Below are 15,479 nucleotides of genomic sequence, written 5' to 3' on the forward strand. Positions count from 1 at the left end.
CCGCGACGCTCACCCGTTGACGCGCGCGGCCAGCGTGTCGACCGCGCGGGCCCAGCCGCGCACCTGCTCCTGCGCCGACAGCTCGCGCGCGGCACGGTGCGAGGCCGCCTTCCAGCCCCGGACCGACTCCGGGTCGAGCGCGTCGAGGGCCCGGGCCAGCGCCTCGGGGGTGAAGTCGTCGGTGACGACCCCCAGCCCGTGCCGCCGCACCAGCGCCGCCATCTCCGGGCTCGGCCCCACGACGAGGGCCAACCGCCCCTGGACGAAGTCGAAGACCTTGTTGGGCAGCGCCCACAGGTGGTTGAACGACACCGGCGGCAGCACGTAGACCCCCACGTCGTGGGCGTTGAGGGTGGCCGGCAGCTCGTGCGGCGCGACCGGAGGGTGGATCCGCACCCGGTCCGAGGCCGCGTACCGGGCACGCAGCTCCTCCAGGTAGCCCGGGTCGTTGGACATCAGGTAGAGGTCGAGCGTCATCGGGGCGGTGACCAGGTCCATCGCCTCGAGGATGACGTCGAGCCGGTGGCGCTGGGCGTTGCCCGAGTGCACCAGGCGCAGCGGGGAGCTCACCGGGGTCGGCTCCAGCTCGACGAAGTGCGGCGCGTTGACGACGACCCCTGCGCGGATCCCGAAGCGGAGCCGGTACTCCCGGGCGATGCCCTCCCCCACGGTGGTCACCGAGTCGGCCCGCGTGCCGTAGGTCCGCACGAGCCAGCGGTAGTAGGGCGCGACGAACAGGCGCCAGCGGCGGTTCTCCTCGTTCTGGCGCGGGTGGTACTCGTGCAGGTCGGCGTGGACCCCCGCCGCCGCCTGCAGGTCGAGCGCCAGCGGCACCGTGTCGATGTCGTCGGCCAGCACGACGTCGAAGGTGCGGGCCCGGCCCGCGAGCAGCCGGGCGGCCGCGACGACCACCGGCGCGCTCCGGTATGCGGTCTCGAACCGGCGCCCGACCAGGAGCCGACGGTCCTTGTGCCAGCTGACCACGTCGTCGGGCAGGCGCAGGTGCTCCACCACCCCCTCGGGGGCCTCGCCGTAGCCGAGGGTGGTCACGGCATACCGGTCGCGGAAGAGCTGCACCTGGCGCAGCACCCGGGCGTCCGAGCGCAGCGGGCTGAAGGACATCACCAGCAGGCGCGGCCGGGGGTCCGGCCTCACAGCGGCACCTGCCCCCGGACGATGTCGCGCACCGACTCGACCCAGGCCCGGGACTGCTCGGCGTCGGACAGCTCGTGCGCCGCGGCGTGCGACGCGGCCTTCCACACGGCGACCGCCTCGGGGTCGAGGCGGGACACCGCGGTGGCCAGGGCGTGGGCGTCGAAGGACCCCGCGACCGGGCCGAGACCGTGCCGGTGCACCACCGTGGCCATGTCGGGGCTGGGGCCCACGAGCACGGCGAGCCGGGCCTGGACGTAGTCGAAGATCTTGTTGGGCAGGGCGTTGGCGTAGTTGAAGTTGACCGGCGGCAGGACGAACACGCCGACGTCGTGCCGGTGCAGCGTGGCGAAGAGCTCGGTGTAGGGCACCGGGTCGTGGACGCGGACCCGCCCGTCCGAGGCCTGCGCCGCCGCGCGGAGCTCGGCCAGGTAGTCCGGGTCGTTGGGGGTCAGGTAGAGGTCGAAGGTGCAGTCGGCACCGTCCTGCAGCGCCTGGAGGACGCCCTCGACCATGACGTGGATGCCGCGGCTGCGCAGGCAGGCCCCGGAGTGCACGAGACGCAGCGGGCTCGACACCGGCTGGGGCAGGAGGTCCTGGTAGGGACTGGCGTTGGTGACCACCCCGACGTCGACCCCGACCAGGGCGGAGTACTCCTCGGCGATGCGGTCGCTGACGGTGGTGACGGCACCGCACCGCGGCAGGTGCCGCCGGCAGAGCCACTCCTGGTAGGGGCCGATGCGGGCCAGCCACTGCGGGTGCTCCTCACGCCAGCGCGGCCAGTACTCGTGCAGGTCGGCGTGCACGCCGGCGGAGGGGCGCAGGGCGAGCGCGAGCGGCAGGGTGTCGGTGTCGTTGGCGACGACGACGTCAGCGGTGCCCGGCGCGACGTGGCGGCGCACCCAGCGGACAGCCTCCTGCGCCCAGTAGGCGGCGCGGTAGGCGTGCAGGGTGATCAGCCGCCCGTCGAGCTCGTTGACGACGCCGTCGGGCACCCGCACGTGCGCGGTGACCCCGTCGGGGGCCTGCCCGTAGCCGACCGTGACCACGTCGGCGCCCGCGGCCAGCAGGTGCCGCACCTGCTTGAGGACCCGGGCGTCGCCGCGGACCGGGCTGAAGGCCAGCACCAGGACGCGCGTGCCGGCGAGCACGCCGGCCGCCGCGGCGGGGTCGGCGTGCGGGCGCTGGGACCCGGGCGTGCCGTGCCGGCGCTGTCTGGCCGCGAGCCAGGCCGAGGACAGGGCCGTGTCCAGGTGGGACCGGACGGTCGACTCGCGGTCGAGGTTGGCCAGCGGCCCGCGCGTCAGCAGGATGTCGAACCGCCCCGCCGCCGCGCGTCGGGCCGAGGCCGCGGCCAGGTCGTCGGCGTCCTGCGCCGCCAGGACCTCCTGCACCAGGTCCTCGTCCGCCCGGTGCAGGGCCCGGCCAACACCCGGCGCGAGCGCGAGGTAGGCGGCGACGACCTCGCGGGCGGTCTCGGCGTCGCCCGGCTGCCACAGCCGGGCCTCGTCCCGGCGCCGCACCGCGGCCAGGACGTGGATCCGCAGCAGCTTGACCGCCAGCGCCCGGCGCTCGTCCTTGGGCAGCCTCCCCACCCACGGTCGCCGCACGAGCGCGGCGAAGGGCGCCAGCTCGCTCTCCAGCGGGCGCACCGCCTCGGTGATCCGGTCGCCACCGGTGGTGCCGATGACGTAGGGCGGCAGGTCGAGCCCGTAGTCGACCCGCACCGGGCCGCTGGCCAGGCGCAGACCCAGCTCGATGTCGCCGCCGGTGCGCATCCCCGCGGTCAACGGGCCGGAGCCGTCCCCCGGCAGCAGCCCGAGCCCCTCGAGGGTCTCCCGCCGCAGCAGCCCCAGCGGCGCGGTGCGGTAGGCCAGCCGGTCGCGCACCAGGTCGAGGTCGGTCGTGCGGCCGGGACGGACCCGCGGCGTGGGGATGTGCTCACCGTCCTGCGTCTCCAGCCGTGGCAGCAGCCAGCCGGACCCGAGCTCGTCCGCGCGCGTGGCCCAGGCGCCCAGCGCCCCGGGGGCGAACCAGTCGTCCGAGCCGATGATCGACACGTAGCGGGCGTCGGAGGCCGCGATGCCGGCGTTGAACGGCCCCGACGGGCTGCCGAGCCCGTCACGCACCTCCAGGTAGCGCACGTGCGCCCCCAGGTGCCCGAGCCCGGCCTCCGCGAGCGCGGCCTCCACCCGACGGCGCACGGGGTCCGGCTCCAGCTCGTGGCAGGCGACGGTCACGCGCACACGGTGCCCGCCGGGGACGACGCCGTGCTCGTCCGCGTCGCGCAGCGCGGAGAGGACCGCCCGGTGGGCGGGGCGGCCCGGTGAGTGCGTGGCGACGACGACGTCGACGGCGGGTCCGTTCACGCCAGCCCCGAGAGCCGGGCCTGTGTGGCGAACTCCGGCTCGGCGGCGACGACCTCGTCGAAGCTGCCCCGTGCGGCGATCGTGCCGTCGGTCATGAAGCACACCTGGTCGGAGTGGCGCACCGTGGAGAGGCGGTGGGCCACGGCGATGACGGTCACCTGGCCGTGCAGCTCGCGGATGGCGCGGGCCACGGCGTCCTCCGTGGTGGTGTCCAGCGCCGAGGTCGCCTCGTCGAGGACCAGCACGAGCGGGTCGGCGTAGAGGGCCCGGGCGATGCCCAGGCGCTGGCGCTGCCCCCCGGACAGCGCCAGCCCGCGCTCGGCGACCCGGGTATGGAGCCCGCCGCGCTCGCGGACCACCTCCAGCAGCTGCGCCCGGGCCAGGGCTCGCTCCACCGCGTCCTCGTCGAGGTCCTCCCCCCAGGTGAGCGCGACGTTCTGGGCGATGGTGCCGTCGAAGAGGTTGACGTCCTGCGGGACGTAGCCGACGCGCGAGCGCCACGCGGCGAGCACGTCGGCCAGCGGCTGGTCGTCGATGCGGATCTGGCCCTCCTGCGGCACGAGCAGGCCGAGGAGCACGTCGACCAGCGTCGACTTGCCGGCTCCTGAGGCACCCACGAGGGCCACGGACGACCCGAGCGGGATGTCCAGGTCCACCTCGCGCAGCGCCGGCTCCCGGGACCCGGGGTAGGTGAAGCCGACCCCGCGGAGCGCGAGCAGCGACGGGTCCTGCGGCAGCGGCTCCTGCCCGAGCCGCTCGGCGTCCTCCACGTAGCCGCGCGCCTCCAGGATGTCGCTGATGACCGCCTCGGCGTGCGGCAGCGTGCTCGAGGTCTGGGTCATCACCGACTGGAACCGGTTGACGCTGGGGATCATCCGCATCCCGGCCACCGCGAAGAGCGCGATCGCCTCGAAGGCCTGACCCGCCCCGCCGAGGAGGAACGCCATCCCCCCGACGAGGGCGAAGCCGAGCACCAGGCCGGTGTCGGTGACGAACTTGGGGACGGAGTTGAGGAACATCAGGTTGGTCCGCGCGCGGACGGCGTGCACCCGGTTGGCGTGCACCTCGTCGGCGACCTCCTGCGCCTTGCCACGCAGGGTCACCTCCTTGAGCGCCCCCATCATCTCGGTCATCAGCCCGGCGACCTTGAACGAGTAGTCGCGCCCGACCCGGCCCGCCACGACCGCGCGCGGGGAGATCACGACGTACATCAGCACGGCCAGGCCCCCCAGGTAGGCGAAGGTCATCAGCGCGGTCAGCGGCTGGGCCACCAGGAGCACCACCAGCACCGCACCGAAGGTGGCCAGCTCGGCGGGCAGCGAGGCCGCCGGCAGCAGCAGGCCGGTCGTGGTGTTGGCGATGCCGACGTCGGCCAGGCGCACGAGCTGGGCGGTGTTGCGCTTGAGCCGCTCGGTCCACGGCGCCCGGATGTAGGCCCCGAAGAGCCGGTCGCCGATGACCAGGTCGTAGGCGCCGAGGCGCCGGGACACCGCCCACTGCAGCGCCAGGGTGGCCAGGCCCTTGAGCACCACGAGGAGGGTGATGCCGCCCAGCAGCCAGGGGTAGCCCTCCGGGGGCACCTCGCCGAGCAGGGGGATGGTGACCGGCCGGTCCTGGACCATCGGGGCCAGCGTGAGCGCCAGCAGCGAGAGCGCCAGGATGTCCACGACCGCGAGCAGGCTCGAGAGCACGGCATACCCGACGAGGAACCAGCGCGTCGAGGGAGGCAGCAGCGGCAGCAGCCGGCGCAGCGCGCGCAGCAGCCTGATCACGCGCACCGCCTCGTCATGCGGCCCATCGTAGGCTGCTGACGTGGCCGAACCGCTGAACGACCTGCGCCGGCTGGCCTGGGCCGCCCTGGCCCGGATGCCCCGCCCCGTGCGTGACCTCGCCACGGCGCCGGTGCGCCGCCGGGCCGACGGGGAGCTGCGCGCGCTGGCTCCCATGCGGCCCGCGGAGCGGGCCCTCTACGTCGGTCCCTGGAACACCGCGGGCCAGGCCTGGGAGTGGGCCCGGGCCGCCGAGCAGCACCTGCCCGGCACGGCCGCGCAGAACCTCTGGGCGCAGCGGTCCCTGACCCAGGCCCACTACGGCTTCCGCGCCGACCACCGGATCTCGGCCCTGGCCCAGCGCGGTCGGGTGCGCGAGATCCACGGCGAGCGGGTGCTGCGCGAGGCGACCCACGTGCTGCACGAGTCGGGCCGACCGGTCCTGGCCGACTTCCACGCCGCCTCGATGCTCGACGACCAGCCGGCCCTGCGCCGGGCCGGGGTCTCCTCCGCGGTGCTCTACCACGGTAGCGAGATCCGGGACCTGCGCGAGCACGCCGAGCGCTACCCGGACAGCCCGTTCCGTCGCCCCGAGCGGGCGTGGGGTGACTACCTGCGCACCCTGCAGCGCATCGTGGAGAAGAACCGCGCCGACCTGGCCCGCTGGCACGATGCGGGCGGCGGCCCGGTGCTGGTGTCGACACCGGACCTGCTCGACTTCGTCCCCGGCGCGCTCTGGCTTCCGCTCGTCGTGGACGTGGACCGTTTCGCCCGCGCGGCGCAGGAGGCGGCCGTCGAGCCGCTCGCGCGCGACCGGCCCGTGGTGCTGCACGCGCCCTCCAACCCGCTGCTCAAGGGCACGGACGCGGTGGAGGAGGTGCTGAGCGGTATGGAGCGCGACGGGCTGGTCGAGTACCGCCGCCTCAGCGGGGTCCCTCACGCGCAGATGGCGGGCTTCGTCGCGGACGCCGACGTCGTCGTCGACCAGGTCGTGCTGGGCAACCCGGGGGTCCTGGTGGCGGAGGCCCTCGCCGCCGGCCGCCTGGTCGTGGCCCACCTCTCCGAGGAGGTGCGCGACCGCTTCGCCGCTGGCCTGCCGGTGGTGGAGGCGGGGCCGCAATCCCTGCGCGAGGTGCTCGGGCAGGTGCTGGCCGACCGTCCCGCGCACCAGGCGGTCGCCGCCCGGGGCCCCGGATGGGCACGCGAGCACCACGACGGCAGCAGGGCGGCGCGGGTCCTCGCCCCCTGGCTCGGCGCCGCGTCAGGGACCGGCTGACCCCCTCCCGGTCCTCAGCCGGACCGGCGCCGCCACCAGCGGCGCCGGGGACGGGGCTCGAGCGGCTCGACCACCGTGACCTGCGGCTCCGGCGCCGGCGCGGGGCGGGCGGCGCGCGCGGCACGCCAGGCCTCGAGCGTCTCCTCGACGTCGACCCGGCCGACCACCGGTGGCGGGTGGGGGCCCACGTGGGGCCGCCGGCGGTCGGCGAGCACCCGGTCGTTGAAGTCCTCGAGCCGCTGCCGGACGGCGGCCTCGTCAGGCAGGTCCAGCAGGGAGTCCGGGAAGGCGGCCTTCTCCCGGCGCAGCTGCATCACGCCCGGCAGCGCCTCGGACAGGTCGAGGTTCTCCCGCTCGATCAGCCCCCGCACCCACCAGTCGGGATCGGTGCGCACGTCGACGTCCTGCAGCGGCCTGCCGGCCCCGGGCAGGTCGTCGAAGGCGCCCTGGCGCTGCGCCTGCTGGATCTGCTGGTCGACCCAGGTGGCGACGGCGTTGGCCGTCCGTGCCGCGGACGGGCGTGGCCGCACGCCCTGGTCGGCGAGCTGGTCCTCGGCCCGCGGGGCACCCGGACGCTGTCCCGGACGGCCCCACGTGGGGCCCTGCTGCTCGTCATCGGTCATACCGGCCTCCTCCCTCTCCAGGGTAGGACCCGCGCCGAGGGCGCGCCCGTCCCGGCGGCGCGCCGCCGGTGCCCGGCTCCGCGCGGCCCGCGCGACCTTGTGGCCCGGCCCGCGGCGGCGCGATCATGAGAGCGGAGGAAGGACGCGCGTGGGCGACGGCAGGGTGTTCGCGGACCGCCGGGAGGCTGGCCGGCTGCTCGCCGCCCGGCTGGGGCACCTGCGTGGGCGCGACCCGGTCGTGCTGGGTCTGCCCCGCGGCGGGGTGCCCGTGGCCGCCGAGGTGGCGCGCGTCCTCGGGGCGCCGCTGGACGTGCTCGTCGTCCGCAAGCTCGGGGTGCCGACCCAGCCCGAGCTGGCCATGGGAGCGGTCGGCGAGGACGGCACCGAGGTGCTCGACCGGATGCTCATGACCCGGGCGGGGGTTGACGAGGCCCAGCTGGCCGCGGTCGAGCGCCGGGAGCGGGCGGTGGTCCGCGAACGCGCGGAGCGGCTGCGGCGGGGCCGCCCCGCGATGGACCTCACCGACCGGCTGGCGCTGGTCGTCGACGACGGCGTCGCGACCGGTGCCACGGCGCGCGCCGCCTGCCAGGTCGCCCGGCACCGCGGTGCGGCCGAGGTCGTGCTGGCGGTGCCGGTGATGCCCGCCGGCGCCGAGGACGGCCTGCCGGAGGCGGACCAGGTCGTCTGCGTGGAGGCGCCGCGCAGCATGCGTGCGGTCGGCGCGTTCTACCGCGACTTCACCCCGACCACGGACGAGGAGGTGACGGCCCTGCTCGCCGGGCACCCCGGCTGAGGCCTCAGGCCTCCTCCGCCCCCTCGGGCAGCACCACCGCCGCGGCCCGGCGGCCGGTGGCGGACAGGCTGCGGTGCTCGCGGACCCACGCGACGCGGCGTGCCGCATCGGCGGTGCTGTGCGGTTCCCGCCCGGCGCGCACGGCGCGGAGCATGGCCGCCGCGACCTGCATGACGTCATACCCCACCGCCTCGCCCAGGTCGTGCGCGGCGACGTCGGCAGCGGCGGGGCCCGGACCGGCGAAGACGACCGGCGTGCCGCAGGCGAGGGCGGCGATCACCTTGGTGGGGTAGGCGAAGTCGTAGCCGACACCAGGCCGGACCGACACCAGCGCGGCGGCGGCCCCCCGCTGCCAGGCGGCAGCCTCCTCGACCGGGGCGAGCGGCCGCAGCTCGAGCGCGCCGCGCGGCAGCTCGTCCGCGACGCGCCGCAGCACGGGCCAGGACGATCCCTGCCCGAGGAAGACCAGGCGGGCCCCGGGCTCCTCGCGGACCACCTCGCGCATGGCCTCGGCGAAGATCTCGGCGCCCTGCCACTCCGAGGCCGTCCCGGCATAGACCAGGTATGGCGTCGCCGGCGCCTCGGGGTGCCGCGGACCGTCCGGCGTGAAGACGTCGGTGTCGATGCCGTTGGGCACGACCGTCACGGGCGTGTCACCGCCGGCGATGGCCCGCACCCGCTCGGCGACCCCCTCCGAGACGGCGACGACGTCGCGCGCCCCCCGCAGGGCGAACCGCTCGACCCACCTCATCGCGGTGACGACGGGCGCCGGCGCCCCCATCGACGCGGTGGCGTCGGACCAGACGTCGGCGGCGTAGTAGACGTAGGGCACGCGGTCGTGTCCTCGCGTGCGGCCCGGCAGCGCGCGGACGCCCAGCGCGACCCGGGTGACGGCGCCGGTCGTGGGCGGAGGCTCGACGACCACGACGTCGGGGCGCCGCGCCCCCAGCAGCCGCAGCGCGAGCGGCAGGTCGAAGGACAGGTAGGGCAGGTAGCCGCGCACGTAGCCCGTCGCGTCCCGCAGCGCGGGCCACCGCGACACGGTGACCCCGTCGGGGGCGGGCGCAGGCCGTCGGCCCGCGGCTCCACGCGCGCGCAGGGCCGGGGGCGGCGTCGTGGTGAGCACGCCGACCCGGGCCCGCCCGGACAGCGCTCGGACCAGCGCCCCCAGGCGGAAGGTGGCCGCCGCCGACTCCGGCGCGTAGATCCGGCTCACGAGCAGCACCCGGGGGCGGGCACCGGGCCGACGGGCGACCTGCACGTGGGCGGTCAGATCGTGACGGTCTGGCCGGTGGCGGCGGAGGCGAGGATGGCCTCGACGACCTCGAGGGTGTGCACGCCCTCGGCCATGGAGACCACGTCGGAGGGCCGGCCCCACAGGGCGTCGCGGAAGTTCTCCTGCTCGGCGCGCAGCGGCTCCCGGCGGGCGATGGCATAACGCACGGAGTCGCCCTCGGAGACGCCGCGGAACTGCCGGTCGGTCTCCCACTGGGACCGCACGTCCCCGTTGGCGATGAACGTCAGGTCACCGGTCAGGGTGTTGGCCACGAACGCGCCCAGCTCGCCGGTGACCACGGTCTGGCGCACCTTCAACGGGCTGAGCCAGTTGACGGTGTGCGCCACGATCACGCCGTTGGCCAGCCGCCCGGTCGCGACCACCATGTCCTCGTGCTCACGCCCCGAACGATGCGTCACCTGTCCCGAGACCCGCTCGTACGGCGAGCCGGCCAGCCACGCGGTCAGGTCGATGTCATGGGTGGCCAGGTCCTTGACCACGCCCACGTCGGCGATCCGCCCCGGGAACGGGCCCTGCCGGGAGGTCGTGATCTGGAACACCTCACCCAGCTCACCCTCGGCGATCCGACGCCGCAGCTCCAGCAGCGCCGGGTTGCACCGCTCCACATACCCCACCGCACCGACCAGGCCCGCACCCTCGAACGCCTCGGCGACCCGCCGGCCCTCGGCGACCGTGGCCGCGATCGGCTTCTCCACCATCGTGTGCACCCCGGCCTCGCACAGCGCCAGGGCCACCTCCTCGTGCAGATAGGTCGGCACCGCCACCATCGCCGCGTCCAGCCCCGCCCCGATCAACGCCGCCACGTCCGGGAGCACCTCCAGCCCGCCGGCGACCCCGTGCCGGTCACCGACCGGGTCGGCCACCGCGACCAGCTCCATCCCCTCCACCTCACGGATCACCCGCGCGTGGTGGCGGCCCATCGAGCCCAGCCCGATCAGCCCCATCCGGACCGTGCGACCCTCCTGGACCACCCCGGCCATGTCCATCGGCTCGCTCGCCATCAGGCGCCCGCCCCGACCACCGCGTGCACGGCCGCGGCGATCCGCTCCAGGTCACCCTCCGAGAGCGAGGGGTGCACCGGCAGGGAGATCACCTCCGCCGCCGCGCGCGCGGTCTGGGTCAGCTCACGCTCCGGGGCGAACCGCGCCAGGGAGACCAGCTCGTGGTTCGGCGTCGGGTAGTACACCCCGCACCCCACCTTGTGCTCCTCCCGCAGCGCGGAGACCACCCGGTCCCGCTCCGCACCCGAGGCACCCTCGACGCGGACCGTGTACTGGTGGTAGACGTGCGTGCAGCCCTCGCGCACCGGCGGGGTCACGACCACATCACCCAGCGCCGCATCCAGCCACGCCGCGTTCGCCTGCCGCTGCTGCGTCCAGCCCCACACCTTGCCCAGCTGCACCCGCCCGATCGCCGCGTGGATGTCGGTCATCCGGTTGTTCAGCCCGACCACCTCGTTGGCGTACTGCTTCTCCATCCCCTGGTTGCGCAGCAGCCGCACCCCCCGCGCGATGTCCTCGTCCGCGCACGCGACCATCCCGCCCTCGCCGGAGGTCATGTTCTTCGTCGGGTAGAGGCTGAACATCGCGAACACCCCGAAGGAGCCCACCGGGGCCCCGCCGTAGGACGCCCCGTGCGCCTGCGCGGCGTCCTCGAACAGCTGCAGACCGTGCTCGGCCGCGACCGCGCCGAGGCCGTCCATGTCGGCCGGATGACCGTACAGGTGCACCGGCATCACCGCCGCCGTGCGCTCGGTCACCGCCTCGGCCACGCTGGCCGGGTCCAGGTTGAAGGTGTCCGCGCTGATGTCGGCGAACACCGGCGTCGCCCCCGTCAGCGCCACCGCGTTGGCGGTCGCCGCGAACGTGAACGAGGGCACGATCACCTCGTCCCCCGCACCGATCCCGGCCGCCAGCAGCCCCAGGTGCAGCCCCGAGGTCCCCGAGTTCACCGCCACGCACGTCCGACTACCCACCAGGACCTGCGCGAACTCCGACTCGAACGCCGCCACCTCCGGGCCCTGCGCCACCATCCCCGAGCGCATCACCCGGTCCACCGCCGCCCGCTCCTCATCACCGATGATCGGCTTGGCCGCAGGGATCAGCGGCAGCTCGGTCGTGGGTCCAGTCATCAGTCGTCACCTTCCATCGTCAGGGTCCCGCGGTGCTCGTGGTAGAGGGTGCCACTCGTGGGGCACCGCCACTCGCCAGGGGTCGTGGTCTGCTCGAGCGGGTGGCCCGCACGGCCGACCCAGCCCACCTGGCGGGCGGGCACGCCGACCACGAGCGAGTAGGCCGGGACGTCGCGCGTGACGACCGCGCCGGCAGCCACCGTCGCCCACGGGCCGACCGTCACCGGTGCGACGCACACCGCGCGGGCCCCGATCGAGGCGCCCTGGCCGATGGTGACGCCCACGGCGTCCCAGTCGGAGGCGCTCTTGAGCGAGCCGTCGGGGTTGATCGCCCGGGGGAAGGTGTCGTTGGTCAGCACCGCCGCGGGTCCGACGAACACCCCGTCGGCCAGCTCGGCCGGCTCGTAGACCAGGGCGTAGTTCTGGACCTTGCAGTGGTCGCCCAGCCGGACGCCCGTGCCCACGTAGGCCCCGCGCCCGATGACGCAGCCCTTGCCCAGCACCGCCCCCTCCCGCACCTGGGCGAGGTGCCAGACGGAGCTTCCGTCACCGACGGTCGCCTCCGGCGACACGTCGGCGCTGTCCACGATACGAGTCGTCACACCACTCCTAGATCGGGGCGTTGCCGGTCATCCCGCGACGGGTGCGGGACAATGTCGGGTATGACCTTAGCTGCTCGGCTCGACGACGCCTGGTTGGTCGTGCCGCTGTTCAACGAGGCGACGGTCATCGAGGGGGTCGTGCGCCGCGCGCGCCACACCTTCCCGCACGTCGTCTGCGTCGACGACGCCTCGACCGACGACTCCGCCGCCCGAGCCGAGGCCGCCGGGGCGGTCGTCGTGCGCCACCCCTTCAACCTCGGTCAGGGCGCCGCCCTGCAGACGGGTATGCGGTACGTCCTCGAGGCCACGGATGCGGCATACCTGGTGACCTTCGACGCCGACGGACAGCACCGGGTCGAGGACGCCGCGTCGATGGTCGAGCGGGCCCGCGCCGAGGACCTGGCGGTGGTCTTCGGCTCCCGCTTCCTGGACGACCGCACCCGCCCGGGCCTGCTGAAGAAGCTGGTGCTCAAGGCCGCCGTCTTCGTCACCAACCAGCAGACCGGCATGCGCCTGACCGACGCGCACAACGGCCTGCGGGTGCTGCGGCGGGACGCCGCGTCGGCGCTCGACCTGCGGCAGAACCGGATGGCCCACGCCACCGAGATCGTCCTGCAGCTCGGGCGCACGGGTCTGCCGTGGGCGGAGCATCCGGTGCACGTGCTCTACACCGACTACAGCAAGGCCAAGGGCCAGTCGCTGATCAACTCGGTGAACATCCTCGTCGACACGCTGCTCAAGTGAGGGAGGCGTCATGCTCGACCAGCCGCTGATCAAGATCGTCCTGCTCGTCGCCGTCGTGGTGGTCACGGCGATGCTCAACCGCTCCACCGCCGACTCCCGCCACCAGGCCGTGCGGCGCCTGCTGCTCGTGGGGTTCGTGCTGCTGGCGGCCGCTGCCGTCCTCTTCCCACGGCTGCTGACCCAGGTCGCGCAGTTCCTCGGCGTCGGCCGCGGCGCCGACCTGCTCCTCTACGGTCTGACGGTGGTCTTCCTGGGCTACGTCGCCTCCTCCTACCGCCGGATGCGGCACATGGAGCAGCAGGTCACGACCCTCGCCCGCGAGCTCGCGCTGCGGGCCGCGGTCCACGACACGACAGAGCACCCGCGGGCCTCGCCCCCGCCGCCAGCCGACGGCTGAGGGCCGACGCGCTACAGGTGCTGGAGGAGGGTCCGGAACACGTGCTCGCTCGCGGCGCTGACGATCCCGCCCGGGCGGGCGCGCGGGCCGTACGCCTCGCCCTCGGTGGTGCCGGCGAAGCCGCCCACCTCGGTGAGCATGAGCGAGCCCGGCACGTGGTCCCACGGCATCGTGCCGCGGTAGACGAGCCCGTCGCAGGCACCGGTCGCCAGCTTGGGGTAGTCGATGCCGCAGCTGACCCAGGTGAGCTCGAGCGGACCGACCGGGCCGAGCATCGTGCCGATCATCCGGCGCGCCGAGGTCCGGACGTCCCAGCTCTGCGGCGCGCGGGACGCACCGTCGAGCTCCGGCACCCGGACGCCGTTGCACCACAGCCCGGCGCCGCGCTCGGCCACGTAGGCCAACCGGTGCTGCGGCTGCCAGATCCAGGCACGGACGGTCACGCCCCCGCGCACCTCCGCAGCCATCACCGCGTGGTCGGCCGAGCCGTGCACGAAGTTGCGCGTCCCGTCGACCGGGTCGACGGTGAAGGCGTGGTCGGCGGCCCGGAACTGCTCCAGCAGCCCGGCGTCGTCGGCATAGGCCTCCTCCCCCAGCACGAGCGCCTCCGGGTAGGCGGCGCGCAGGGCGGCGGTGATGATCACCTCGGCCTCCCGGTCGGCGACGGTCACGAGGTCACCGGGATGGGTCTTGGAGGACACCTCCTCCTCGGTGAGCGCGCGGAAGCGTGGGTCGATGACCTCCTCGGCGGTGTCCTGCAGGAGGGTCAGCACGGCGTCGGTGTCCAGGGGCACGCCGCACAGCCTGTCACGGCCGGGCGCGCCGGCGTCAGCCGCGGGAGGGCTTGACCGCGATCACGGGCACCGTCGCCTCGATCAGCACCTGCTGGGCGGCCGACCCCAGGAGCAGCTTGCCCACCGGGGAGCGGTGCCGGATGCCGATCACGATGCAGCTGGCCCCCGTCCGCTCGGCGAGGTCGAGCAGCTGGCCGACCACGTCGTCCTGCCCCTCGTCCGGCCGCACCACGGTCGTGGTGACGCCCTGCGCGACGGCGTCCTGGTCCGGCTCCTCCGGCCCCATGGCGAAGACGACCACGTCCTCCCCGCCCCGGCGCGCCGCCTCCTCGCCCGCGGCGGCCAGGGCTGCGCGGCCCTCCTCGGTCGAGGTGTGCGCCACCATCACGGTCATCAGCGGCCCTTCCTGCTGCGCCCGCGCCGTCACCGACGGCACCTGGCCATCGTAGGCGTCCGGCCCGCAAAAACCCGTTGCGTCGCGTCACCGGGCACCGACATCCTGTTCGCGAGCGCACGGCATACCGCCGGTGCCCCGAGGAGGAAGGAGACGCAGATGTCCGTCGCTGTCCGCGGCCTGCCCGCTGCCCCTCTCCTCTTTCCTCCCAGGAGCACCGTTGCCCCTTCCGCAGTCCTCCCCCTCCGCGGGTGACCTCGACCCCTTCTTCACCTTCGACTACCGACCGATCGACGAGCCCGACGCGGCCGCCGGTGACCGCCGGCCGACCACCTACTGGGACGTCGAGCGCGGCGACCGCGGGCCGGAGCCACGCCCCGAGTGGGTCGTCGTGGACGCCGGTGCCGTCGACACCGAGCTCGGCGTGCTCAAGACCGGCAAGGAGGCGGACGTCTTCCTGCTGGAGCGTGCCGCCGAGCTGACCGGCGAGACCGCCCTGATGGCGGCCAAGCGCTACAGAGACTCCCACCACAGCTCCTTCCACCGCAGCACGGTCTACACCGAGGGCCGCGGCGTGCGACGCAGCCGCGACCAGCGGGCGCTCGCCAAGGGCACCGCCTACGGCCGCGAGGTCGCCTCCGGCATGTGGGCGCGCGCCGAGTGGCAGGCGTTGTGCACGGCCTGGTCCGCGGGCGTGGCCGTCCCCTACCCGGTGTCCGTCCAGGGCACCGAGCTGCTGCTCGAGTTCCTCGGGACGCCGGACGGGGTCGCCGCGCCCCGCCTGGCGCAGGCCCGCCCGGAGCCGGACCTGCTCGAGCACTGCTGGCAGCAGGTGCGCGAGATCGTCCTCGGCCTGGCCGGCCTCGGCTGGGCGCACGGGGACCTGTCCCCCTACAACCTGCTGCTGCACGAGGAGGTCGTCGTCGCGATCGACCTGCCGCAGGTGGTCGACGTCGTCGCCAACCCCTTCGGCACCCAGCTGCTCCACCGCGACTGCGCGGTCGTGGCGGCCTGGTTCGCCGGACGGGGGTATGCCGCCGATGGCGAGGCGCTCTTCGCCGAGGCCGTCACCGAGGCGCTGTAGGCCGTACCGGGCGAGGGCGGGCCCGGCACGGTGCCGGGCCGCCTCGCCCTCGTC

15 protein-coding genes are annotated in these 15,479 nt (G+C 74.8%); 5 read left to right on the forward strand and 10 right to left on the reverse strand.

Annotated features, from left to right (window positions below; all coding sequences use genetic code 11):
- Positions 1–9: 9 nt before the first annotated feature.
- The 3 genes from K330_RS0107770 to K330_RS0107780 are packed head-to-tail and all read right to left on the reverse strand — an operon-like array spanning position 10 to position 5,293.
- Positions 10–1,155 (reverse strand): glycosyltransferase, encoded by a 1,146-nt coding sequence (locus tag K330_RS0107770; RefSeq protein ID WP_022921270.1) that lies wholly within the window; start codon positions 1,153–1,155, stop codon positions 10–12.
- On the reverse strand, positions 1,152–3,521 hold the full coding sequence (locus tag K330_RS24030; RefSeq protein WP_022921271.1) for a glycosyltransferase: 2,370 nt from the start codon (positions 3,519–3,521) through the stop codon (positions 1,152–1,154). The genes K330_RS0107770 and K330_RS24030 overlap by 4 nt, the downstream gene beginning before the upstream one ends.
- Positions 3,518–5,293, reverse strand: coding sequence for an ABC transporter ATP-binding protein (locus K330_RS0107780; RefSeq protein WP_029202441.1), 1,776 nt, complete (start codon positions 5,291–5,293; stop codon positions 3,518–3,520). The genes K330_RS24030 and K330_RS0107780 overlap by 4 nt, the downstream gene beginning before the upstream one ends.
- A 40-nt stretch (positions 5,294–5,333) precedes the next feature.
- Here K330_RS0107780 and K330_RS19990 point away from each other — a divergent pair, with 40 nt between their 5' ends.
- Positions 5,334–6,566 carry a glycosyl transferase family 1 gene (locus tag K330_RS19990; protein WP_022921273.1) on the forward strand — a complete coding sequence of 411 codons (1,233 nt, stop codon included), beginning with the start codon at positions 5,334–5,336 and terminating at the stop codon, positions 6,564–6,566.
- 14 nt (positions 6,567–6,580) lie between these two features.
- Here K330_RS19990 and K330_RS19995 read toward each other — a convergent pair whose 3' ends face one another.
- Entirely contained in the window at positions 6,581–7,189 is a 609-nt protein-coding gene (locus tag K330_RS19995) for a DnaJ family domain-containing protein (RefSeq protein ID WP_022921274.1), read from the reverse strand.
- 148 nt (positions 7,190–7,337) lie between these two features.
- Between K330_RS19995 and K330_RS20000 the strand changes: the two genes are divergently transcribed.
- The gene (locus tag K330_RS20000; RefSeq protein WP_022921275.1) at positions 7,338–7,982 is read left to right on the forward strand and encodes a phosphoribosyltransferase; all 645 of its coding nucleotides are present in this window, start codon (positions 7,338–7,340) and stop codon (positions 7,980–7,982) included.
- Positions 7,983–7,986: 4 nt separating this feature from the next.
- On the opposite strand, the gene K330_RS0107800 is transcribed toward K330_RS20000, so the two are convergent.
- From K330_RS0107800 to K330_RS0107815, 4 genes are read right to left on the reverse strand one after another with little or no spacing between them, the layout of a single operon-like run.
- Entirely contained in the window at positions 7,987–9,243 is a 1,257-nt protein-coding gene (locus tag K330_RS0107800) for a glycosyltransferase (protein WP_022921276.1), read from the reverse strand.
- 8 nt (positions 9,244–9,251) lie between these two features.
- Entirely contained in the window at positions 9,252–10,280 is a 1,029-nt protein-coding gene (locus tag K330_RS0107805) for a Gfo/Idh/MocA family protein (protein ID WP_022921277.1), read from the reverse strand.
- Positions 10,280–11,410 (reverse strand): DegT/DnrJ/EryC1/StrS family aminotransferase, encoded by a 1,131-nt coding sequence (locus K330_RS0107810; protein ID WP_022921278.1) that lies wholly within the window; start codon positions 11,408–11,410, stop codon positions 10,280–10,282. The genes K330_RS0107805 and K330_RS0107810 overlap by 1 nt, the downstream gene beginning before the upstream one ends.
- Positions 11,410–12,012, reverse strand: coding sequence for an acyltransferase (locus K330_RS0107815; protein ID WP_022921279.1), 603 nt, complete (start codon positions 12,010–12,012; stop codon positions 11,410–11,412). The genes K330_RS0107810 and K330_RS0107815 overlap by 1 nt, the downstream gene beginning before the upstream one ends.
- A 60-nt stretch (positions 12,013–12,072) precedes the next feature.
- Here K330_RS0107815 and K330_RS0107820 point away from each other — a divergent pair, with 60 nt between their 5' ends.
- Both K330_RS0107820 and K330_RS0107825 read left to right on the forward strand, forming a co-directional pair.
- Complete coding sequence (locus tag K330_RS0107820; protein WP_202804510.1) at positions 12,073–12,756, forward strand: glycosyltransferase family 2 protein; 684 nt, start codon at positions 12,073–12,075, stop codon at positions 12,754–12,756.
- 10 nt (positions 12,757–12,766) lie between these two features.
- Positions 12,767–13,153, forward strand: coding sequence for a DUF2304 domain-containing protein (locus K330_RS0107825; protein WP_022921281.1), 387 nt, complete (start codon positions 12,767–12,769; stop codon positions 13,151–13,153).
- An 11-nt stretch (positions 13,154–13,164) separates the two neighbouring features.
- Here the strand turns inward: K330_RS0107825 and K330_RS0107830 are convergent, their stop codons facing one another.
- Positions 13,165–13,947 (reverse strand): inositol monophosphatase family protein, encoded by a 783-nt coding sequence (locus K330_RS0107830; RefSeq protein ID WP_022921282.1) that lies wholly within the window; start codon positions 13,945–13,947, stop codon positions 13,165–13,167.
- A gap of 34 nt (positions 13,948–13,981) precedes the next feature.
- A complete protein-coding gene (locus K330_RS0107835) occupies positions 13,982–14,383 on the reverse strand; it encodes a universal stress protein (protein WP_022921283.1) in 402 nt (133 codons plus the stop codon).
- A gap of 178 nt (positions 14,384–14,561) precedes the next feature.
- On the opposite strand from K330_RS0107835, the gene K330_RS0107840 reads away from it, so the two are divergent.
- A complete protein-coding gene (locus K330_RS0107840; protein ID WP_022921284.1) occupies positions 14,562–15,425 on the forward strand; it encodes a serine protein kinase RIO in 864 nt (287 codons plus the stop codon).
- The last annotated feature ends 54 nt before the right edge of the window (positions 15,426–15,479 follow it).

Origin of the sequence: Ornithinimicrobium pekingense DSM 21552 (genome assembly GCF_000421185.1) — a bacterium.
GTDB lineage: Bacteria > Actinomycetota > Actinomycetes > Actinomycetales > Dermatophilaceae > Ornithinicoccus > Ornithinicoccus pekingensis.